We start from the raw sequence: 21,392 nt of genomic DNA, 5'->3' as shown, positions 1-21,392 counted from the left end.
CGTCGAATCGCCCGCTAACAAGGACAACTTCTGCGTTCGACGCAATAATCGCGTCGCATCGCGCCGGCAATTGCAGGAATCGCGGACGAATTTCCTTGCTTATCCGCAGCCCCCTTCCTAGAGTTCAGCGCAAGCGGGCACTCATTTCGAAGGAAGTTCGATGACCGACATCACGGATCACGCACGCGGCGCATTGCGTGCGCAACCGTTCAGCATGCTGCTGGGCACGGAGCTGATGCATATCGGCGACAACGAGGTGTCGCTGTGCCTGCACGTGCGCGACGAGTTGCGGCAGCAGCACGGTTTCGTGCACGGCGGCGTCATCAGCTATCTCGCCGACAACGCGCTGACGTTCGCCGGCGCGCTCGTGCTCGGCCCGCGCGTGATCACGGCCGAATACAAGATCAACTACCTGCGGCCGGCCGTGAACGGCACGCTCGTCGCCCGCGCGAAGCTCGTCTACGCAGGGCGGCACCAGGCGACCTGCCAGTGTCATGTGTTCGTCATCGACGGCGATCACGAGCGGCTCGTCGCGATCGCGCAAGGCACGATCAACCGCGTCGGCGACGGCAAGATGCCGGATACGCCGGAAGAAACGGCCTGAAGAAACCGCTTGAAAACAGCCTGAGCGGCCGTCACCCGATACCGCGAAGCAGCGCGCCTCCGCGCCGCTAACCCGCGTCGTCCCCCGCCAGCGGCAGGAACCGCGGCGCCACGCGCGCCCGCACGTTGCCGTTCTCGTCGGTACGGTAGATCCCACGCGCCGCGTTGTGCGGATGCACCACCGCGTCGGCCACGCTCAGCAAAGGCGCAAAACACGCGTCGGTGCCCTCCAGCAGCGCGCGCCAGTGCGCGGACGGCTGCTGCGCGAACACGTCGGCGAATCGTGCCTTCAGCGCGGGCCAGCGCGCGCGGTCGTACTGCGACGCCGGATCGACGTCGGTGAGCCCGAGTCGTTCGACCAGCAGCGCATAGAACGGCGGCTCGAGAGCGCCGATCGTCACGCATTCGCCGTCCGCGCAGCGATACACGTCGTAGAACGGCGCGTCGTGGAAGAGGCTCGGCTGCGTGCCATCGAGTTGCCCGTTCGCACGCGCCCACAGCGCGAGCGAACCGAGCATCGATACGATGTCGACGATCGCGCCGTCGACCACGCGCCCCGGCCCGCCGCCGCGCACGTCGAACAGCGCGCAGACGATCCCGAACGCGAGCCCGAGCGCGCCGCCCGCATCGCCGACGACGGTCGGCGGCAGGCCCGGCCGGCCGTCGTTCGGTGCCGATAGCGACAGCAGCCCCGTCAGCGCGACATAGTTCAGGTCGTGCCCGGCCGCGGCCGCGAGCGGGCCGTGCTGGCCCCAGCCGGTCATCCGCCCGTACACGAGCTTCGGGTTGCGGCGCGCGCAATCGTCGGGCCCGAGGCCGAGCCGCTCCATCACGCCGGGCCGAAGCCCCTCGATCAGCGCGTCGGCCTGCGCGATCAGTTCGAGCGCGGCATCGCGGCCGGCCGCCGCCTTCAGGTCGAGCTCGACGATCGTCTTGCCTTCGCGCAGCAGGTCGCCGTCGCGGCCACGCAGCGCGTCGGGCGCGCTCGTGCGGCCGGACGGGCGTGCGATCAGCGTGATCCGCGCGCCCATCCCGGCGAGCATCCAGCCCGCGAGCGGGCCGGGGCCGAGACCTTCGAATTCGACGATGTGGATGCCGGCAAGCGGCGCGCTCAATGACATTGCGACCTCGCTGAAATGCAACCGGGACAGGGGCAAGGAAACGCATCGATTCTATGCGAATGCGTGCAACGGGCACGGCACGCACGATGGCCGGGCCGATACACGGGACCGACGTCCCGGCCGCATCGCCATCGCTCGCCCTCGATCGTCGTCAGGCACCGGCACTCGCCCGATGCCGGCAAGGCCCAGCGCACGAGCCAGCCTCGCGCGGCTAGCCGGCCGCCTCATCCGCGCGCTCGGCCAGCGCTTCCCGCATCGCCCGCACGATCGCGTCGCGATGCGCGTCGATCCGCTCGACGGGCCCGGCCACGCCCATCGCCAGCGGCAGACCGTTCCAGCCGTCCGCGATCACCATCGAGACCATTGCGGCGCCCTGCGTCACCGTATGCGCCGAATATGAATAGCCGTTCCGGCGCGTCTGCTCGACCTTGTCCAGCACGATGTCCTCGTCGATCGTCCTGCCCGACTTCCCGAACCGCCGGATGCTGCGCGCCACGAGCCGGCGGATCGTGCTGTCCGGCTGGATGCTCAGCAGCGCCCAGCCGAGGCTCGACATGCAGATCTCGCGGCGCGTGCCGATCGGCGCATAGAACTGGATCGGAATCCTATGGGAGCCCGCGACCGCGTCGATGTACTGCACATACAGATCGCTCTGCACCGCGATCACGACCGCCTCGTGCGTGCGGGCTGCCAGTCGCATCGCGACGGCGTGCCAGTGCCGCCGGCTGCCTGCCGCCGAATCGACGAGCGCTTCGCCGAGATTGACGAGCCGCGCGGTGGGCGCATAGGCATGCGTCGCGTCGTCGTACGCGAGATAGCCGAGCGCTTTCATGCTGGTCAGCAGCGCCGCCGCGCTCGACCCCGGATAGCCGCAGCGCGTGGCGATCTCGCGCACGCTCAGCGGCCGCTGCAATGTGCTGAAGAGTTCCAGCACCTCGAACACGCGCGCCGCGCTCTTGACCACGTTTCCACTCATCCCGCCCTCTCCGCACGCAACCGGGACGGGATCTTCCACATATGTGGAATGGAATTTCCCGCCGCCAACCGTCGTGACGATACTAGGCTTCGACCCGCGGCGTGAAGTCCCGCGGCACAGCACTCACGGAGACACCATGGCAGCCTTTCTGATCCGTGAACGGCAGGGACCGATCCTGACCGTCACGATGAACCGTCCCGAAACCCGCAACGCCATTTCGGATACCGATGCGATCGACGCGCTGACCGAATGCTGCGACGACGCGAACCGCGACGCATCGATCCGCGTGCTGATCCTGACCGGCGCCGGCGCGGCGTTTTCGTCGGGCGGCAACGTGAAGACGATGCGCACGTTCATCGAATCGGACCCGCACGATCTCGCGGCGATCCGGACGAGCTATCGCCGCGGCATACAGCGCGTGGCGCACGCGTTCCAGCAGCTCGAAGTGCCGGCCATCGCGGCGGTCAACGGCCCGGCCATCGGCGCCGGCACCGATCTCGCATGCATGTGCGACATCCGCATTGCCGCTGACAGCGCACGCTTCGCCGAGAGCTTCATCACGCTCGGCCTCGTGCCGGGCGACGGCGGCGCGTGGTTCCTGCCGCAGATCGTCGGCGCCGCCGTCGCCGCGGAAATGTCGTTCACGGGCGACGCGCTGGACGCACAGGCGGCGCTGCGCTGCGGGCTCGTGTCGCGCGTCGTTCCCGACGGCGACCTCCTCGCGCACGCGCACGAACTGGCCGGCCGCATCGCCCGCCACTCGGGCACCGCGTTGCGCCTGACCAAGCGACTGCTGCGCGAAGGCCGGCACGCGAGCCTCGACACGCTGCTCGACCTGTCGGCCTCGTACCAGGCGTTCGCGCACGCCACACCCGAACATCGCGCGGCGGTGAACGCGCTGTTCGCCGCGCGCGGCTGAACCGGCGGCGCGTCGAACGCCGTGCGGCCGGCGCGTGCCGGCATGCCGGACCATCGAATCCCACATCGAAGGAAACATCGTCATGACCAGCAACAACGAAGGCGCGCTCGCGGGCGTGCGCGTGGTGGACCTGAGCCGCGTTTATGCGGGGCCGTTCTGCGCGCAGACGCTCGCGGACCACGGCGCGGACGTCATCAAGATCGAACCGCCGCAAGGCGACGAGACGCGCGACTGGGGGCCCGCGATGCCGGGCGGCATCTCCAGCTACTACTGGGGGCTCAACCGCAACAAGCGCAATCTCGCGCTCGACCTGTCGCATCCCGACGGACGCGACGTGCTGTTCCGCCTGCTCGAGACGGCCGACGTGCTGGTCGACAACTTCAAGCAGGGCACGCTCGAACGCTGGGGCATCGGATACGAAGACTGCCTGCGCGAACGCTTCCCGCGCCTCGTGCATTGTTCGATCTCCGGATACGGCACCGACGGCCCGCTCGCGCGGTTTCCGGGCTACGACGCCGTCGCGCAAGGGCTGGCCGGCTTCATGTCGATCAACGGCGAACCGGGCGGCATGCCGCTCAAGGTGCCGTTTCCGGTCGTCGATTTCGCGGCCGGCCTGAGCGCCGTGTCGAGCATCCTGCTCGCGCTGGTCGAACGGACGCGCTCCGGTCTCGGGCAGCACGTCGACATCGACCTGTTCAGCACCGCACTGTCGATGCTGCACCCGGTCAGCACGAGCTGGATGGCAACCGGTGACGTTCCCGTCGCGACCGGCAACGTGTATGGCGCGATCGCACCGTACGGCGTCTATCCGTGCAAGGACAAGCCGGTGGCGACGGGCGCCGGCAACAACCGCACGTTCGTGCGGCTCGTCGAAGCACTCGGCGTGCCCGAGCTTGCGCGCGATCCGCGGTTCGCGACCAACGCGCAGCGCGTCGCGCATCGCGACGCGCTCGATACGCTGCTCGGGCAACTGACCGCCGAACTGAGCGCCGACGACGTCGTCGAACGGCTGCTGCACGCGGGCGTCGCGACGGGACCGGTCAACACCGTGGCCGATGCATTCGGTCATCCGCAGGCGGCGCGCAACGCGATGTTCGTCAATACCGATGCGTACACCGGCGCGGGCATCCCGGCCAAACTCTCCCGCACACCCGGATCGATACGCCGGCCGCCCCGGCCGTTCGCCGCCGACACCGACGCCGTGCTCGACGCGTTCGGCATCGATGCGGCCCGTCGGGATGCGTTGCGGCAGGCGGGTGTGCTCCACGACACGCGCGCAACCGCGACCGGGAGCACGTCATGACCACGTCGAGCACGTTTTCTTCGCTGACGGGCGACGACGCCCCGTCGATCCTGCGCAACGACGACGACGGCGTCGCGTGGCTGACGATCCATCGCCCGCATGTCGCCAATGCGCTGTCCGCCGAAGCGATCCGGCGCCTGTGCGACGAGTTGGTCACGCTCGACGACAACCCCGCGATTCGCGCGATCGTCATCCGCGGTGCCGGCGAACGCGCCTTCAGCGCGGGCATCGATCTCGGCGATCCCGAGATGCGCGGGATGCGGCCGATGCGCGGGCTCGCACGCAACGTGCACGAGCTGATCCTGGAGCTGCGCAAGCCGACCATCGCGGCCATCAACGGCTTCGCCGTGGGCGGCGGCTTTGAAATCGCGCTCGCCTGCGATCTGCGGATCGCCGCCGATCACGCGTATTTCGCGCTGCCCGAAGCGCGGGTCGGCATGGGCGCGAACTTCGCGAGCGTGCTGCTGCCGCGCATGCTGCCGCGCGCCGTCGCGATGGAGCTGCTGTTCACGGGCCGCCGCTTCGACGCGGACGAAGCGCAGCGCGTCGGGTTGCTGAACCGCGTCGTTCCCGGTGCCGCGCTCGACGACACGGTGCGCGAACTGGCGCTGGCGATCGCCGCGAACGCGCCGCTCACGATCCGCCGCATCAAGGAAACCGCAACACGCAGCCAGGGCTTGCCGGTTGCCGCGGCGCTGCGGCTGGACGCCGGCCCCGACGTCTATGCGAGCGAGGACCGGATCGAAGGCGCCCGCGCGTTTCTCGAGAAGCGCAAGCCGGTGTTCAAGGGGCACTGAGCCCGACGCAGCACGGCGGGCGACACGACGCGCGCAACCGCTCCCAGAACGCGGGCGCGCAAGAAAAAGACATGGAACGGAGACACCTTCATGCAACGGAAAGCATTCCTGGTCGGCGCCTGCGTGCTGTGCGCGTCGCCGGCGCAAGCGTCGTCGGTCACGCTGTACGGGATCGTCGACAGTTACGTCGAATTCGATCGCATCGGCAGCCTGTCGAGCGTGCGGCAGAGCGGCGGCGGATCGTCGACCAGCCGCATCGGGTTGACGGGCGTCGAGGATCTCGGCGGCGGCACGTCGACGAAATTCGTGCTGGAAAGCGGCTTCTCGCCTGCCGACGGATCGTTCCAGGGCGGCACACTGTTCTACCGGCAGGCATACGTGTCGCTGCAGAACACCCGCTACGGCGACCTCCGGCTCGGCCGGCAATACACGCCTGCGTTCTACGTCGTGTACGACGGCGATCCGTTCGGACTCAACGAGCGAATGTCGCCGCTCGCGCTGCTCGCGACGTCGACGGATACGATCACGAGCAACACGACGCCGCCGATTCCGCGCTTCAACCAGGCGGCGTCGTATCTCAGCCCTGACTGGAACGGCCTGCGCGTGATGGCCACGTACGGCTTTCCGACGCCGAACGCGCTGTCCACGCAGGCCGGGCGCAACTATGGCGCCGGGCTTCAGTACCGGATCGGCGGGCTCTATCTCGGCGCGGGCTTCCAGGGCGACGTGTCGGCCGGCAACCCGTCGCCCGTCGTCTACCCGTCGACGACCCGCCATTACGTGTTCGCGGCCAACTACGCGTTCGCGCGCGTCAAGCTGTACGCCGCGTTTCTCCATGGCGCCAGCACGGCGCCGAACCTGCCAGCGTTCTCGACCGCGAGCGTCGGCGCATCGATCAACGTCGGCGCGCTCGATCGCGTGCTCGTGTCGGTCGTGCGCCGCGACGTGAAAGGCTCGGCGCACGACGCGACCGCGCTCGGCGTCGGGTACGACCATCCGCTGTCGAAGCGGACTTCGCTCTACGCGCGCTATCTCTACCTGAAGAACGGCGGCGACGCGCGCAACACGATCGTCGTCGGCCTGCAGCCGCAACCGGGCGGCACCGAGCAGGTGTTCGCACTCGGCATCGTTCACCGCTTCTGACGGAGTGCCCATGACCCCGACCCTTACCACCCACCCGACCGCCGTCGAAGATGGCGCGACGCGGGCGCTCTACCGCCGGATCTCGCATCGGCTGCTGCCGTTCCTGATCCTCTGCTACACGCTGTCGTTCATCGACCGGATCAACATCGGCTTCGCGCACGCGCAGATGGCCGCCGAACTTCACTTCTCCGACGCCGTCTATGGACTCGGCGCGGGCATCTTCTTCATCGGCTACATGGCATTCGAGATTCCGAGCAACGCGTTGCTCGTGCGGATCGGCGCGCGCAGGACGATCGCACGAATCATGGTGCTGTGGGGGCTCGGCTCGGCCGCGACGATGTTCGTCACGACGCCCGCGCAGTTCTATGCGTGCCGGTTCCTGCTGGGCGTGTTCGAGGCCGGCTTCTTCCCCGGCATCCTGTTCTATCTCGGCGCGTGGTATCCGCCGAAGCAGCGCGCGAAGGCGTTCGCGCTCTTCATGACGGCGCTGTACCTCGCGGGGCTGATCGCCGGGCCCGTGTCGGGCGCGATCCTCACGTTCTTCGACGGCGCGGCCGGCCTGAGCGGCTGGCAATGGCTGTTTCTCGTGGAAGGGCTGCCGAGCAGCGCGATCGGCATCGTCGCGCTGCGGTTTCTCGACGACCGGCCGGACGACGCACGCTGGCTGTCGGACACCGACAAGGCCGCACTGCGCGCCGCACACGCGCATGCCGAAGCCGGCACGCCGGGTGCGAACGCGGCGCGGCCGCTGCTCGCGCATCGCGATTTCTGGCTGCTGTGCGCGGCCAATTTTGCGATCGCAGCCGCCGGCTACGCGCTCGTGTTCTGGATGCCCGTGATCCTGCATCGCGGCGGCCTGCATGGCGCGATGCAGATCGGGATGCTGACCGCACTGCCCTACCTGTGCGGCATCGTCGGCATGCTCGGGATGGGCTGGCACACCGAGCGCCGGCGCGAATGGCGCGGGCACGGCGCGGTCGCAATGCTCGCCTGCGCGGCGGCGCTCGCCGGGCTGGCGAGCGTCGACGGCACGCCGCACCTGATGATCGCGCTCTGCATCGCGGTCGCCGCGCATGCCGCGGCACTGCCCGCGTTCTGGGTGCTGCCGGGGCTCGCGCTGCCGAAGCGCTCGATGGCGGTCGCGATCGCGGCGATCACGATGTCCGGCGCGATCGGCGGGTTCGCGAGCCCGTTCCTGATGGGCGTGCTCAACACGGTCACCGGGTCGATGCGCGGCGGACTCTATTTCAACGCGGCACTGCTCGCGGCCGGCTGCGTGGCGCTGCTCGGCACGCTGCGCGCGCGGGCGGCGCCGCTTCCAGCCGCGCGCTGACCGCGCCGGTCTCCTTCACTCACTCATTGATCCGCACATGAATTTCGAACTCGAACTCGAACACCGGATGATCAAGGACCTCGTCGCGCGCTTCGTGAACGACGAGCTGATTCCGCTCGAAGCGGCCGTGATGGCGCGCGAGGCCGACGGCCAGCGCTTCGCGCTGCTCGCCGACGAGCGCGCGCGGCTCGACGAACGCTCGCGGCAGCTCGGCCTGTGGGGGCTCGACGCACCGCTCGACGCCGGCGGCTCGGACCTGTCGGCCGTCGCGATGGTCGGCGTGAACGAAGCGATCGGCACGACCGTGACGCCGTACGTGCTGCCGCCCGATTCGCCGAACCTGAGGATGCTGTGCGACGCGGCCGACGACGCGCAGCGCGCCCGCTATCTCGCCCCTTATGCGCGCGGCGTCACGCGCTCCGCGATGGCCATCTCCGAACCAGGTGCCGGCTCGGACCCGAGCATGCTGTCGACGACGGCCGAGCGCGACGGCGACGGCTGGGTGCTGAACGGGCGCAAGATCTGGATCAGCCACGCGAGCGAAGCCGACTGGACGATCGTGATGGCGCTGACGGACCGCAGCAAGGGCAAGCGCGGCGGCATCTCGGCCTTCATCGTCGAGCGCGATACGCCGGGCTTCATCATCGAACGCCGGATTCCGATGATCGGCGGGCTGTCCACCTACGAGATCGTGCTCGAAAACTGCCGCCTTCCCGCCACGCAACTGCTCGGCCGCGAAGGCGAAGGCTTCGTGCCGATGCAGGGGCGGCTGTCGAACCGGCGGCTGCAGATGGCGGCCTGGTGCATCGGCCGCGCCGAGCGCGCGGTCGCGCTGCTGTGCGAATACGCGAAGCAGCGCACGACGTTCGGCGTGCTGCTCGCGGAGCGCCAGGCCGTCCAGTGGTGGGTGGCCGATGCGCTGACCCGCATCCACGCGTGCCGCCTGATGACCTATGAAGCGGCCTCACGGGTGGATGCCGGGCAGGATGCGCGCACGCAGATCTCGATGGTCAAGGTGTTCGCGACCGAAATGGCGTGGACCGTCATCGATCACGCGATGCAGACGCTCGGTGCGATGGGCATGACGAAGGAACTGCCGTTGCAGCAGATGGCGAGCGAAGCGCGGCTGATGCGCATCTTCGAAGGCCCGAGCGAGGTGCACCGCTGGGTCGTCGCACGCAGCGTGCTGTAGGCATCCGCGCCACGCGGGCCGCGCACGACGCATCACGACGACGATGTCGCGCCGGTCGGCGCCGCCGCGGGAACTTGCGCGTCGACAGCAATGTCAGCCCACTGTCGTGCCGCACATGACACGCGTCCGGCGGCACCGCCCGTCTGCCGCGGCATGCCGGCCCCCGAGCCCCGCTGCGGCGACGCCGGTTCATCCGTTATCGCCGCCACCCAATCACGGAGCAACCGCTTGGATACCCTGCATCTCGTCGATCCCGAAATCCGCCCGTTGCTCGACGTGTGGCCGACCGTCACGCTCAGCGCCGACAACCTCTCGCAGGCGCGCGAACGCGTGTTGCCGCTGCCGCCGCCGGACCCGGCCGGCAGCACGCTCGAGCGCCGCGCCGTGCCCGGCCCCGCCGGCGCGCCGGACGTCCCGCTCCACATCTACACGCCCGACGACGCCGCGCGACCGCTCCCGGCGATCGTCCACATGCACGGCGGCGGCTACGTGCGCGGCGCGGCGAAGGACCTGGAGGCCATTCATCGTCAGGTAGTCAGGCAGCTCGGCTGCGTGCTGATCTCGATCGACTACCGCCTCGCGCCGGAAACGGTGTTCCCCGGCGCGATCGAGGATTGCTACGCGGGCCTCGCATGGACCTTCCGCCATGCCGAAACGCTCGGCATCGACCCGGCACGCATCGGCGTCATGGGAGAAAGCGCGGGCGGCGGGCTCGCCGCCGCGCTGGCGCTGCTGGCGCGCGACCGCGGCGAATACCGGCTCGCGTTCCAGCACCTGATCTACCCGATGCTCGACGACCGCACCTGTACGCGTACGCCGCACCCGCATGCCGGCGAGTTCGTCTGGCACGCGGCCAACAACCGGTTCGGCTGGGCGTCGCTGCTCGGCCACGCGCCGGGCCTCGACGGCGTGTCGCCGTATGCCGCCGCCGCGCGCGCGGAAAAGCTCGACGGCCTGCCGCCGACGTTCCTGTCGATCGGCTCGCTCGACCTGTTCCTCGAAGAAAACCTCGACTATGCGCGGCGGCTGCTCCGCGCCGGCGTGCCGACCGAACTGCACGTGCTCCCCGGCGGCGTGCACGGTTTCGACATCGTGCCCGACGCGCGACTCTCCGAAACGGCACGCCGCCTCAGCCACGACGCGCTGCGCCGCTTCCTGCACGGCTAGCCGAAACGACGCGGGCGGCCGAAGCCGCCCGCATTTCCACCGATACAACCGGCAACGATCAGAACGCGTCGCCCGGCACCCGCACCCAGCCTTCCATCAGCACGCGTGCGCTGCGGCTCATGATCGCCTTCGTGACGGTCCACTCGCCATTCTCCTGCTGCTGCGCTTCCGCGCCGACGCGCAGCGTGCCCGACGGATGCCCGAAGCGCACCGCGTTGCGTTCGCCGCCGCCCGCCGCCAGATTGACGAGCGTGCCGGGGATCGCCGCGGCCGTGCCGATCGCGACCGCCGCCGTGCCCATCATCGCGTGGTGCAGCTTGCCCATCGACATCGCGCGCACCAGCAGGTCGACGTCGCCCGCGTTCACGCGCTTGCCGCTCGATGCGACGTAGTCGGCCGGCTTCGCGACGAACGCGATCTTCGGCGTGTGCTGCCGCGTCGCGATTTCGTCGAGCGTATCGATCAGTCCCATGCGCAGCGCGCCGTGCGCGCGGATCGTCTCGAACTTCTCGAGCGCCTTCGCGTCGCCGTTGATCGCGTCCTGCAGCTCGGTGCCCGTATAGCCGATCGCCTCCGCCTCGACGAAGATCGTCGGGATCCCCGCATTGATCATCGTCGCCTTCAGTGTGCCGACGCCCGGCACCGCGAGATCGTCGACGAGGTTGCCGGTCGGGAACATCGACCCGCCCGCGCCCTCTTCCTCGGCGGCCGGATCCATGAATTCGAGCTGCACTTCGGCGGCCGGGAACGTGACGCCGTCCAGCTCGAAGTCGCCCGTCTCCTGCACCGCGCCGTTCGTGACCGGCACGTGCGCGACGATCGTCTTGCCGATGTTGGCCTGCCAGATCCGCACGGTCGCGATGCCGTCGCGCGGCACGCGCGCGGGATCGACGAGCCCGCCGCCGATCGCGAACGGGCCGACCGCCGCCGACAGGTTGCCGCAGTTGCCGGTCCAGTCGACGAACGCCTTGTCGATCGCGACCTGACCGAACAGGTAGTCGACGTCGTGGCCGGGGCGCGTGCTCTTCGACACGATCACCGTCTTGCTGGTGGACGACGTCGCGCCGCCCATCCCGTCGATCTGCTTGCCGTACGGATCGGGGCTGCCGATCACGCGCAGCAGCAGCGCGTCGCGCGCGGCGCCCGGCACCTGCACCGCATCGGGCAGGTCCTGCAGCCGGAAGAACACGCCCTTGCTGGTGCCGCCGCGGATATAGGTCGCGGGAATCCTGATTTGAGGAATGTGAGCCATGTCCGTTTTATCCCAGGTCGGCGGGAACCGGTGCATCGACACCGCTTCCCGCCCGATGCTTCGCATGCCGAAGCCATGCGCAGCAAACCGAATCGGGCCGGCCGCGCGGCAGGCGCCCCTGCGCCGCCGCGACAACCGGCCCTATGTTCCGCGCACCGCCACGGCGCGCGGAACCGCCTTTACCGCTTGTACCGCCTTCCCGTCATGCCGCCTGCGACGATTCGAGGAAGTCCTGCGCGAAACGCTGCAGCACGCCGCCGGCTTCGTAGATCGACACTTCCTCGGCCGTATCGAGACGGCACGTCATCGGCACCCCGACACGCTCGCCGTTCTTGCGGTGAATCACGAGCGTCAGGTCGGCGCGCGGCTTACGCTCGCCGATCACGTCGAAGGTCTCGGTGCCGTCGATGCCGAGCGTCGTCCGGTTCGTGCCGGGCTTGAACTCGAGCGGCAGCACGCCCATCCCGATCAGGTTGGTGCGGTGGATCCGCTCGAACCCTTCGGCGGCGATCGCCTCGACGCCCGCGAGCCGCACGCCCTTCGCGGCCCAGTCGCGCGACGAGCCCTGGCCGTAGTCGGCGCCGGCGACGACGATCAGCGGCTGCTTGCGATTCATGTACGTCTCGATGGCCTCCCACATCCGCATGACCTTGCCTTCCGGCTCGACGCGCGCGAGCGAGCCCTTCTTCACCGCGCCGTCGACCACCGCCATCTCGTTGATCAGCGTCGGGTTCGCGAAGGTCGCGCGCTGCGCGGTCAGGTGGTCCCCCCGGTGCGTCGCGTACGAATTGAAGTCCTCTTCGGGCAAGCCCATCTTCGCGAGGTATTCGCCGGCCGCGCTGTTCGCGAGGATCGCGTTCGACGGCGACAGGTGGTCGGTCGTGATGTTGTCGCCGAGCACCGCGAGCGGGCGCATGCCCTGCAGCGTGCGTTCGCCGGCCAGCGCGCCTTCCCAGTACGGCGGACGGCGGATGTACGTGCTCTGCGCACGCCAGTCGTACAGCGGCGCCGCGCGCTCGCCCGCATCGGCGCTGCGCGCGAACATCGGCTCATAGACCTTGCGGAACTGCTCGGGCTTCACGCTCGACGCGACGATCGCATCGATCTCCTCGTCGGTCGGCCAGATGTCCTTCAGCGTGACGGGCTTGCCGTCCTGGTCGTGGCCGAGCACATCCTTCTCGATGTCGAAGCGGATCGTGCCGGCGATCGCATACGCGACGACGAGCGGCGGCGACGCGAGGAACGCCTGCTTCGCATACGGATGGATGCGGCCGTCGAAGTTGCGGTTGCCGGACAGCACGGCCGTCGCGTACAGGTCGCGATCGACGATCTCCTGCTGGATCTTCGGGTCGAGCGCGCCCGACATCCCGTTGCAGGTCGTGCACGCGAACGCGACGATGCCGAAGCCGAGCTTCTCGAGTTCCGGCAGCAGGTTCGCTTCTTCCAGGTACAGCTCGACCGCCTTCGAGCCCGGCGCGAGCGAGCTCTTCACCCACGGCTTGCGCACGAGGCCGCGCGCGTTCGCGTTGCGCGCGAGCAGCGCCGCGGCAATCACGTTGCGCGGGTTGCTGGTGTTCGTGCAGCTCGTGATCGCGGCGATGATCACCGCGCCGTCGGGCATCTCGCCCGCCTTCTCTTCCCACTGGCCGGCGATCCCGCGCGCGGCGAGGTCCGACGTCGGCAGCCGCTTGTGCGGGTTCGACGGGCCGGCCATGTTGCGCACGACGCTCGACAGGTCGAACGTCAGCGTACGCTCGTACTGCGCATTGTTCAGCGTATCGGCCCACAGGCCCGCCGCCTTCGCATAGGTTTCGACGAGCTTCACCTGCTCGTCGCTGCGGCCGGTGAGGCGCAGGTAGTCGGTCGTCTGGCCGTCGATGAAGAACATCGCGGCCGTCGCGCCGTATTCGGGCGCCATGTTCGAGATCGTCGCGCGATCGCCGAGCGTGAGGCTCGCGGCTCCCGCACCGCGGAATTCCAGGTACGCGCCGACCACCTTTTCCTTGCGCAGGAACTCGGTCAGCGCGAGCACGATGTCGGTCGCGGTGATGCCGGGCTGGCGCTTGCCGGTCAGCTCGACGCCGACGATGTCGGGCAGGCGCATCCACGACGCGCGGCCGAGCATCACGTTCTCGGCTTCGAGCCCGCCGACGCCGATCGCGATCACGCCGAGCGCGTCGACGTGCGGCGTGTGGCTGTCGGTGCCGACGCAGGTGTCCGGATACGCTACGCCGTCCTGCGCCTGGATCACCGGCGACATCTTCTCGAGGTTGATCTGGTGCATGATGCCGTTGCCCGGCGGGATCACGTCGACGTTCTCGAACGCCTTCTTCGTCCACTCGATGAAGTGGAAGCGATCCTCGTTGCGGCGATCCTCGATCGCGCGATTCTTCGCGAACGCGTCCGGATCGAAGCCGCCGCATTCGACGGCGAGCGAGTGGTCGACGATCAGCTGCACGGGCACGACCGGGTTCACCTTCGCCGGGTCGCCGCCGCCGTCCGCGATCGCGTCGCGCAGGCCGGCGAGATCGACGAGCGCCGTCTGCCCGAGGATGTCGTGGCACACGACGCGCGCCGGGAACCACGGGAAGTCGCGCTCGCGCTTGCGCTCGATGATCTGCTTCAGCGAATCGGCGAGGATTGCCGGATCGCAGCGGCGCACGAGGTTTTCGGCGAGCACGCGCGACGTGTACGGCAGCGTGTCGTAGGCGCCGGGCGCGATCGCTTCGACCGCGGCGCGCGCGTCGAAATAATCCAGCGACGTGCCGGGCAGGGGTTTGCGGTTGGCGGTATTCATGATGTGGGGGAAAGCTGGGAATTCATGAGCGGGGGAAGCCGACCGGCCTCCCCTCGGGCGCCCGATCAGCGCTTCTCGATCGGCACGAACTGCAGGTCTTCCGGGCCCGTGTAGTTCGCGCTCGGGCGGATGATCTTGTTGTCGATGCGCTGCTCGATGATGTGCGCGCTCCAGCCGGACGTGCGCGAGATCACGAACAGCGGCGTGAACATCGCGGTCGGCACGCCCATCATGTGATACGACACCGCGCTGAACCAGTCGAGGTTCGGGAACATCTTCTTCGCTTCCCACATCACCGATTCGAGGCGCTCGGCGATGTTGTACAGCTTCGTGTCGCCCGCTTCCTTCGACAGCTTGTGCGCGACGCCCTTGATCACCTTGTTGCGCGGATCGGAGATCGTGTAGACCGGGTGGCCGAAGCCGATCACGACTTCCTTGTTCTCGACGCGGCGGCGGATGTCCGCTTCGGCGTCGTCCGGCGAACTGTAGCGGCTCTGGATTTCATACGCGACTTCGTTCGCGCCGCCGTGCTTCGGCCCGCGCAGCGCGCCGATCGCACCGGTGATCGCCGAGTAGATGTCCGAGCCCGTGCCCGCGATCACGCGGCCGGTGAACGTCGACGCGTTGAATTCGTGCTCCGCGTACAGGATCAGCGACGTGTGCATCGCCTCGACCCACGACTTCGACGGCGTCTTGCCGTGCAGCAGGTGCAGGAAGTGGCCGCCGATCGAATCGTCGTCGGTTTCCGTCTCGATGCGCTTGCCGTTGTGCGAGAAGTGATACCAGTACAGCAGCATCGAGCCGAGCGACGCCATCAGGCGGTCGGCGATGTCGCGCGCGCCCGGCAGGTTGTGGTCGTCCTTCTCCGGCAGCACGGTGCCGAGCACCGACACGCCCGTGCGCATCACGTCCATCGGGTGCGCGGACGCCGGGATCTGCTCGAGCGCCGCCTTCAGCGCGCTCGGCAGGCCGCGCAGCGCGCGCAGCTTGGTCTTGTACGCGGCCAGTTCGGTCAGGTTAGGCAGCGTGCCGTGCACGAGCAGGTGCGCGATTTCCTCGAATTCGCACGACTCGGCCACATCGAGAATGTCGTAGCCGCGGTAGTGCAGGTCGTTGCCGGTCTTGCCGACCGTGCACAGCGCCGTGTTGCCGGCCGTCACGCCCGACAGCGCGACCGACTTCTTCGGCTTGAAGGCGCCTGCGGCGGCCGGTGCTGCTGCGTCTTTCGTCTCGCTCATGTTTCCGTTCTCCAATATGTATCGTGTCGACCGCACTTGGCGCTTTAGCGCTTAGTCCGGTCGCATGCAAAGCTGTCGACCGCACTTGGCGCTTTAGCGCCTGATGCGGTCCCATGCAGAGCTTCCCGGGAACCATGCCCCGGCGCGCGGGCCGCGTTACTTCTTGCCCTGCGCGAACAGTTCGTCGAGCTTGCGCTCGTATTCGTGATAGCCGAGGAAGTCGTACAGCTCGGCGCGCGTCTGCATCGTCGGCACGGCCGCCTTCTGCGTGCCGTCGCGGCGCAGCGTCTCGTAGAAGTTCAGCGCGGCCTTGTTCATCGCGCGATACGCGCCGCAGCAGTACAGCGCGATGTCGACGTTCGCCTCGCGCAGCTCGTCGAGCGTGAACAGCGGCGTCGAGCCGAACTCGGTCAGGTTCGCGAGGATCGGCACCTTCACGGCCGCCTTGAAACGGCGGTAGTCGTCGAGCGTCTTCATCGCTTCCGGGAAGATCATGTCGGCGCCGGCTTCGACGTACGCGACCGCGCGCTCGATCGCCGAATCGATCCCTTCGGCGGCGGCCGCATCGGTACGCGCCATGATCACGAACTGGTCGTCGGTGCGCGCGTCGACCGCGGCCTTGATGCGATCGACCATTTCCTCGGTCGGTACGACTTCCTTGCCCGGACGGTGACCGCAGCGCTTCTGGCCGACCTGGTCTTCCATGTGCACGGCGGCGACGCCGGCCTTGATGAACGAGCGGACCGTGCGCGCGATGTTGAATGCGCCGCCCCAGCCCGTATCGATGTCGACGAGCAGCGGCAGGTCGGTCGCGTTGGTGATCCGGTTCGCGTCGATCAGCACGTCTTCCATCGTGCTGATGCCGAGATCGGGGATCCCGAGCGAGTTCGCGGCGACGCCGCCGCCCGACAGGTACACGGCCTTGAAGCCGACGGCCTGCGCCATCTTGGCCGCGTACGCGGTGATCGCGCCGACCACCTGCAGCGGCTGCTCGGCCGCGACTGCCGCGCGGAATTTCGCGCCGGCGCTCTGAAGATGCGTGTTGCTCATGAACGGCCTCCTGAAGGAATGCCCGATAACAGCAAGGACCGGGCCAGCTCGCGAAACGTCGCTAACCCACTGATTCTTAAGCAACCGGCGCGGGCGATGCAGCACCCGGCGATTTCAATTCGGCAATTTCATGTTTCAAAAATGAAATCCCGCGCGCATAATCGACCGTCATGGACCTCTCCTCGACCAAGCCTGTCGACCCGGCCGATCGTGCGGCGCGCCCGCGCATCTGGGCGATGGGCATCAGCCGCCTGCGCGACTTCTTTCGCGAGATCGCCGGCGAATTCGACGAACGCGCCGACGTGCGCATCGTGACGCGCGCGTATGAGGATGCGCTCAGCGCGATCGCCGAGGCCGGCGCCGCGCGGCCCGACGTGATCGTCGCGGCCGGCTCGAACGGCGCCTTCCTGAAGACGCGTGCGCAGGTGCCGGTCGTGGTCGTGTCGCCGACCGGCTTCGACGTGATGCAGGCGCTCGCGCGCGCCCGGCGCGACGCGTCGCGGATCGCGCTCGTCAGCGCCGGAGAAACGCCGCCCGAAGTGCGCCGCTTCGTCGCCGCGTACGGCCTCGACGTGCAGTTTGCGTCATATCAGTCCGCGCAGGAAGCGGAAGCCTGCGTGCACGACCTGCGCGACCGCGGCATCGAGACGATCGTCGGCCCCGGCCTCGTCACCGACCTCGCGGCCAGCGCCGGCATGGGCGCGGTGTTCCTGTATTCGCATGCGTCGGTGCGCAAGGCCGTCGATACGGCGCTCGAAGTCGCGTATGCGACGCACGCCGAGGCATTCCGCCGCCAGCGGCTCGACAACCTGCTGCAACACCTGCGTGACGGCGTGGTCGCGCTCGACGCGCGCGGCCGCGTCGAGGCGATCAACGAGCGGCTCGCGTCGGCGCTCGGGGTCGAACCCGCGGCGGCCGTCGGCCGCGCGCTCGTCGACCTGCGGCCCGAGCTGCGCACGCTGCGCGGCGAGGACGGCGACGCGCTCGCGACCGTGCGCGGCGTGCGCTATGTCGTGCATCGCGGGCCGCTCGTCGATCGCGGCGTCACGTCGGGCAGCGTGCTGACGTTCCAGGAATCGCGCGCGGTCGAACGGCTCGATCGCGCGCTGCGTTCGCAGCCGACCACCCAGCAGTTCGCGGCGCGCTATGCGCTCGACGACGTGATCGGCGCATCGACGCCGATGGCGCGCGTGCGCGACCTCGTGCGCCGCTACGCGAAATCCGACGCGACCGTGCTCGTGCTCGGCGAAAGCGGCACCGGCAAGGAAATGATCGCGCAAAGCCTGCACGCGCTGTCCGCGCGGCGCAGCTATCCGTTCGTCGCGGTCAATTGCGGCGCGTTTCCGGAAGCGCTGCTCGAAAGCGAGCTGTTCGGCTATGAGGAAGGCGCGTTCACCGGCGCGCGGCGCGGCGGCAAGACCGGCCTGTTCGAGGCCGCGCACCGCGGCACGCTGTTTCTCGACGAGATCGGCGAAATGCCGCCGTCGCTGCAGAGCCGGCTGCTGCGCGTGCTGCAGGAGCGCGAGGTGATCCGCCTCGGCTCGACCGAGCCGATCCGCATCGACGTGCGCGTGATCGCCGCGACGCACCGTCCGCTGCTCGCGGCCGTCGAGGCCGGCACGTTCCGCGCGGATCTCTATTACCGGCTCAACATCCTGAACGTCGGCCTGCCGCCGCTGCGCGAGCGCGCGGCCGACATTCCCGCGCTCGCGGCGACGCTGCTCGTACAGGCCGCGCGGCGCGAGCCGCGCCTCGCCGAACGCCTGCGCGACGCCGGCGATGCCGCGCGCGTGCTCGGCGCGACACAGGCGACACTGGCGCGCTACCGGTGGCCCGGCAACGTGCGGGAACTGCAGAACGTGATCGAGCGGATCGCGGTGGAACTCGCCGAGGAAGCCGATGAAAACGATCCGGCCGCCGCGTGCGCCGCGCTCGATCCCGACGCGCTGCAGGCGATCGCGCCCGAGCTGTTCGCGCCGCCGCCCGACGCGATCGACGCCGACGATGCGCAGACGCTGCACGCGCGCCGCCGCCGCGCGGAAGCCGACGAGATCCGTGCGGTGCTCGACGCGTGCGGCGGCGACCGCGACCGCGCATGCGCGATGCTCGGCATCAGCAAGACGACGCTGTGGCGGAAGTTGTCAGCGAAATAGGCAGGTTTGGAGTCGACACGATCGTATGCGCGTGCCTGAACGGGCTCGTCAGTCGGCCTTGTGATAGTGGCGGTACGCCTTCGCGCGATTGCCGCACGAAGACATCGAGCACCAGCGGCGACTGCCGTTCTTGCTGTCGTCGATGAACAGCCACTGGCATGCGTCGTTCGCGCATCGCTTGACCTTCGCGAGCCGCGCGCCGCCGAGCAGGTCGATCGCCGACCACAGTACCGGGCTCAACAGCCCCGCGAGCGTTGCGCCCGCGTCTGCGATCCGCCACGCATAACCGCCGTCGACGCGCGCCAGCGCGACGCGCGGCGACGCTTCGGCCAGGAAGCCGCCGAGCAGCGCGAGATCGTCGGCCTGCGGCTCGCGCCGCTCGGCCTGCGCATGAAAGAGCCGGTACAACGCCTCGCGCAACGCGAGCGCGCGTGCGAGCATCGCCGGCTCGCCTTCCTCCACGCCGCTCACGCGGCACCTCTCGGCCAGGCCGGCCGGCACGCCGGCCTGCTCGCGGCACCACGCCAGCAGGTCGTCCATCGTTCCGAAGGTTTCCGTCGGCGCCTCGCTGCCACGCCAGTACAGCGTGTTCGCGAAATCGATGCTCAGGGTTTCGGGCGGCGCCGGAATCAGGCAGTCCATCGTGACGGAAGGTTGCGTATCGCTCATGACCCCATCGTATCTAACCACCATGCCGGTTGACAAGCGTCCGGACGCTTTCTAACATAACCAGCATGGTGGTTACGAAAAGGTTTGCTGCACTGACGTCCCCTTCAGTTCAAGGAGTCACAGATGATCGATCACCTTTCCTGCGGAGTTATCCACAACGACCCCAGCCGAGCGTTCTACGACAGCACGCTCGGCGCGCTCCGCTACAAGCGGCTGGCATGGTGCTTGTAAGCGGGTTTGCTGCACTGACGTCCCCCCTTCAGTTCAAGGAGCCAACAGATGATCGATCACCTTTCCTTCGGCGTCGCCCACATCGGCCGCAGCCGCGCGTTCTACGACAGCACGCTCGGCGCGCTCGGCTACAAGCGGCTGTATAGCGACGACGGATCCATCGGGTACGGCACGACCGAACCGGAGCTGTGGTTGCAGCACGCTGCCCGCCCCGTCGCCGCCGATCCCGAATCGGGGCTGCACCTGTCGTTCAAGGCCGCTTCGCCCGTCGAGGTCGACGCGTTCTACCGCGCCGCGCTCGAGCACGGCGGGCAGGACAACGGCGGGCCCGGCAAGCGCGAGCACTACGGCCCCGGCTACTACGCGGCGTTCGTCGTCGATCCCGACGGGTATCGGCTGGAAGCGCATTGCGAACTCGACAACGTCGTGTGACCCGCCCGCGTACACCGCGTACAAACGGCCAGGGCCCGATTCCGCATTGCGCGGAATCGGGCCCTGGGTTTTGACGCGTCAGCGTCGGCGTCCGGTTTTCGACGACCGCCCGCCGTGGTCGCTCAACGGGATCGCGGCTCGTGCGGTTACTGTGCGTCGCGCGTACGCTGCAACTGCTCGCCGAGCCCTTCGATCCCGACGCGCACCATCTGGCCGGCCTTCAGGAAAACCGGCGACGGCTTGATACCCATGCCGACGCCCGGCGGCGTGCCGGTCGTGATCACGTCACCCGGCTGCAGCGTCATGCAGCGCGACAGATACGCGATCAGTTGCGCGACGGTGAACACCATCGTGCGCGTGTTGCCGTTCTGATAACGGTGGCCGTCGACTTCGAGCCACAGGTCGAGACACTGAGGATCGGGCACCTCGTCGCGCGTGACGAGCCACGGGCCGATCGGGCCGAACGTGTCGAAGCCCTTGCCCTTGTCCCACTGGCCGCCGCGTTCGATCTGCCACTCGCGCTCGGACACGTCGTTGACGACGCAGTAGCCCGCGACGTAATCGAGCGCGCTCGCTTCGTCGACGTCCTTGCACCGCGCGCCGATCACGACGCCCAGTTCGACTTCCCAGTCGGTCTTGACCGAACCCTGCGGGATGTCGATGCCGTCGTTCGGGCCGCAGATCGAACTCGTCCACTTGCCGAACACGACCGGCTCCTTCGGTACCGGCATGCCGGCTTCGGCCGCGTGATCGGCATAGTTCAGGCCGATGCCGATGAACTTGCCGACGTGCCCGACGCACGCGCCGATGCGCGGCTCGCCGGACACGAGCGGCAGCGTGGCCGGATCGATCGCGCGCAGCCGCGCGAGACCCGCGTCGGACAGCACATCGCCGGCAAGATCCGGCACGTGCGCGGACAGGTCGCGAATCCAGCCGGCCGCGTCGAGAATACCGGGCTTTTCCTGGCCTGACGGGCCATAGCGAAGCAGTTTCATCGTGCTCAAACCTCTGTTGTC

Annotated in this window: 18 protein-coding genes; 10 read left to right on the top strand and 8 right to left on the bottom strand. The window is 68.7% G+C overall.

The genetic code is table 11. The features are described 5' to 3' along the window. The first annotated feature begins 160 nt into the window (after window positions 1-160). Window positions 161-604, top strand: a complete 444-nt coding sequence (locus tag GD429_RS15060; RefSeq protein WP_034181638.1) for a PaaI family thioesterase — start codon at window positions 161-163, stop codon at window positions 602-604. Between the two features lie 67 nt (window positions 605-671). On the opposite strand, the gene GD429_RS15055 is transcribed toward GD429_RS15060, so the two are convergent. Next, window positions 672-1,724: a CaiB/BaiF CoA transferase family protein gene (locus GD429_RS15055; protein ID WP_152857612.1), complete on the bottom strand. Its 1,053-nt coding sequence runs from the start codon at window positions 1,722-1,724 to the stop codon at window positions 672-674. 211 nt (window positions 1,725-1,935) lie between these two features. After that, the gene (locus GD429_RS15050; protein ID WP_034181637.1) at window positions 1,936-2,700 is read right to left on the bottom strand and encodes an IclR family transcriptional regulator; all 765 of its coding nucleotides are present in this window, start codon (window positions 2,698-2,700) and stop codon (window positions 1,936-1,938) included. A 136-nt stretch (window positions 2,701-2,836) separates the two neighbouring features. Here GD429_RS15050 and GD429_RS15045 point away from each other — a divergent pair, with 136 nt between their 5' ends. The 7 genes from GD429_RS15045 to GD429_RS15015 all read left to right on the top strand — a co-directional run bounded on the left by GD429_RS15045 (window position 2,837) and on the right by GD429_RS15015 (window position 10,554). Then, the gene (locus GD429_RS15045; RefSeq protein ID WP_152857611.1) at window positions 2,837-3,619 is read left to right on the top strand and encodes a crotonase/enoyl-CoA hydratase family protein; all 783 of its coding nucleotides are present in this window, start codon (window positions 2,837-2,839) and stop codon (window positions 3,617-3,619) included. An 82-nt stretch (window positions 3,620-3,701) separates the two neighbouring features. Then, complete coding sequence (locus GD429_RS15040) at window positions 3,702-4,922, top strand: CaiB/BaiF CoA transferase family protein (protein WP_152857610.1); 1,221 nt, start codon at window positions 3,702-3,704, stop codon at window positions 4,920-4,922. Further along, window positions 4,919-5,719 carry an enoyl-CoA hydratase/isomerase family protein gene (locus GD429_RS15035; RefSeq protein WP_152857609.1) on the top strand — a complete coding sequence of 267 codons (801 nt, stop codon included), beginning with the start codon at window positions 4,919-4,921 and terminating at the stop codon, window positions 5,717-5,719. Before GD429_RS15040 ends, GD429_RS15035 begins: the two co-directional genes overlap by 4 nt. Before the next feature lie 90 nt (window positions 5,720-5,809). Beyond that, window positions 5,810-6,862: a porin gene (locus tag GD429_RS15030; protein ID WP_152857608.1), complete on the top strand. Its 1,053-nt coding sequence runs from the start codon at window positions 5,810-5,812 to the stop codon at window positions 6,860-6,862. Between the two features lie 10 nt (window positions 6,863-6,872). Then, entirely contained in the window at window positions 6,873-8,195 is a 1,323-nt protein-coding gene (locus tag GD429_RS15025; RefSeq protein ID WP_152857607.1) for an MFS transporter, read from the top strand. A 37-nt stretch (window positions 8,196-8,232) separates the two neighbouring features. Next, window positions 8,233-9,387 (top strand): acyl-CoA dehydrogenase family protein, encoded by a 1,155-nt coding sequence (locus tag GD429_RS15020; protein ID WP_152857606.1) that lies wholly within the window; start codon window positions 8,233-8,235, stop codon window positions 9,385-9,387. A gap of 228 nt (window positions 9,388-9,615) precedes the next feature. Further along, window positions 9,616-10,554, top strand: a complete 939-nt coding sequence (locus tag GD429_RS15015) for an alpha/beta hydrolase (protein ID WP_152857605.1) — start codon at window positions 9,616-9,618, stop codon at window positions 10,552-10,554. A 58-nt stretch (window positions 10,555-10,612) separates the two neighbouring features. Here GD429_RS15015 and prpF read toward each other — a convergent pair whose 3' ends face one another. From prpF to prpB, 4 genes are all read right to left on the bottom strand, one after another. Continuing rightward, on the bottom strand, window positions 10,613-11,806 hold the full coding sequence (gene prpF, locus GD429_RS15010) for a 2-methylaconitate cis-trans isomerase PrpF (protein WP_152857604.1): 1,194 nt from the start codon (window positions 11,804-11,806) through the stop codon (window positions 10,613-10,615). 202 nt (window positions 11,807-12,008) lie between these two features. Then, window positions 12,009-14,603 carry a Fe/S-dependent 2-methylisocitrate dehydratase AcnD gene (gene acnD, locus GD429_RS15005; protein ID WP_152857603.1) on the bottom strand — a complete coding sequence of 865 codons (2,595 nt, stop codon included), beginning with the start codon at window positions 14,601-14,603 and terminating at the stop codon, window positions 12,009-12,011. 65 nt (window positions 14,604-14,668) lie between these two features. After that, window positions 14,669-15,841, bottom strand: a complete 1,173-nt coding sequence (gene prpC / locus GD429_RS15000; protein WP_034181628.1) for a 2-methylcitrate synthase — start codon at window positions 15,839-15,841, stop codon at window positions 14,669-14,671. Between the two features lie 156 nt (window positions 15,842-15,997). Further along, window positions 15,998-16,891 carry a methylisocitrate lyase gene (gene prpB / locus GD429_RS14995; protein WP_152857602.1) on the bottom strand — a complete coding sequence of 298 codons (894 nt, stop codon included), beginning with the start codon at window positions 16,889-16,891 and terminating at the stop codon, window positions 15,998-16,000. A gap of 170 nt (window positions 16,892-17,061) precedes the next feature. Here prpB and prpR point away from each other — a divergent pair, with 170 nt between their 5' ends. Further along, complete coding sequence (gene prpR / locus GD429_RS14990; protein ID WP_152857601.1) at window positions 17,062-19,044, top strand: propionate catabolism operon regulatory protein PrpR; 1,983 nt, start codon at window positions 17,062-17,064, stop codon at window positions 19,042-19,044. Window positions 19,045-19,092: 48 nt separating this feature from the next. On the opposite strand, the gene GD429_RS14985 is transcribed toward prpR, so the two are convergent. Beyond that, window positions 19,093-19,737 carry a CGNR zinc finger domain-containing protein gene (locus GD429_RS14985; protein ID WP_152857600.1) on the bottom strand — a complete coding sequence of 215 codons (645 nt, stop codon included), beginning with the start codon at window positions 19,735-19,737 and terminating at the stop codon, window positions 19,093-19,095. A gap of 255 nt (window positions 19,738-19,992) precedes the next feature. On the opposite strand from GD429_RS14985, the gene GD429_RS14980 reads away from it, so the two are divergent. Continuing rightward, window positions 19,993-20,376 (top strand): VOC family protein, encoded by a 384-nt coding sequence (locus tag GD429_RS14980; RefSeq protein WP_034181624.1) that lies wholly within the window; start codon window positions 19,993-19,995, stop codon window positions 20,374-20,376. Window positions 20,377-20,522: 146 nt separating this feature from the next. Here GD429_RS14980 and GD429_RS14975 read toward each other — a convergent pair whose 3' ends face one another. Beyond that, the gene (locus GD429_RS14975) at window positions 20,523-21,371 is read right to left on the bottom strand and encodes an ureidoglycolate lyase (protein ID WP_152857599.1); all 849 of its coding nucleotides are present in this window, start codon (window positions 21,369-21,371) and stop codon (window positions 20,523-20,525) included. Window positions 21,372-21,392: the final 21 nt, after the last annotated feature.

It is taken from the genome of Burkholderia sp. BE17, from assembly GCF_009362305.1.
GTDB lineage: Bacteria > Pseudomonadota > Gammaproteobacteria > Burkholderiales > Burkholderiaceae > Burkholderia > Burkholderia pyrrocinia_C.
This window is presented reverse-complemented; position numbering and strand designations above follow the sequence as displayed.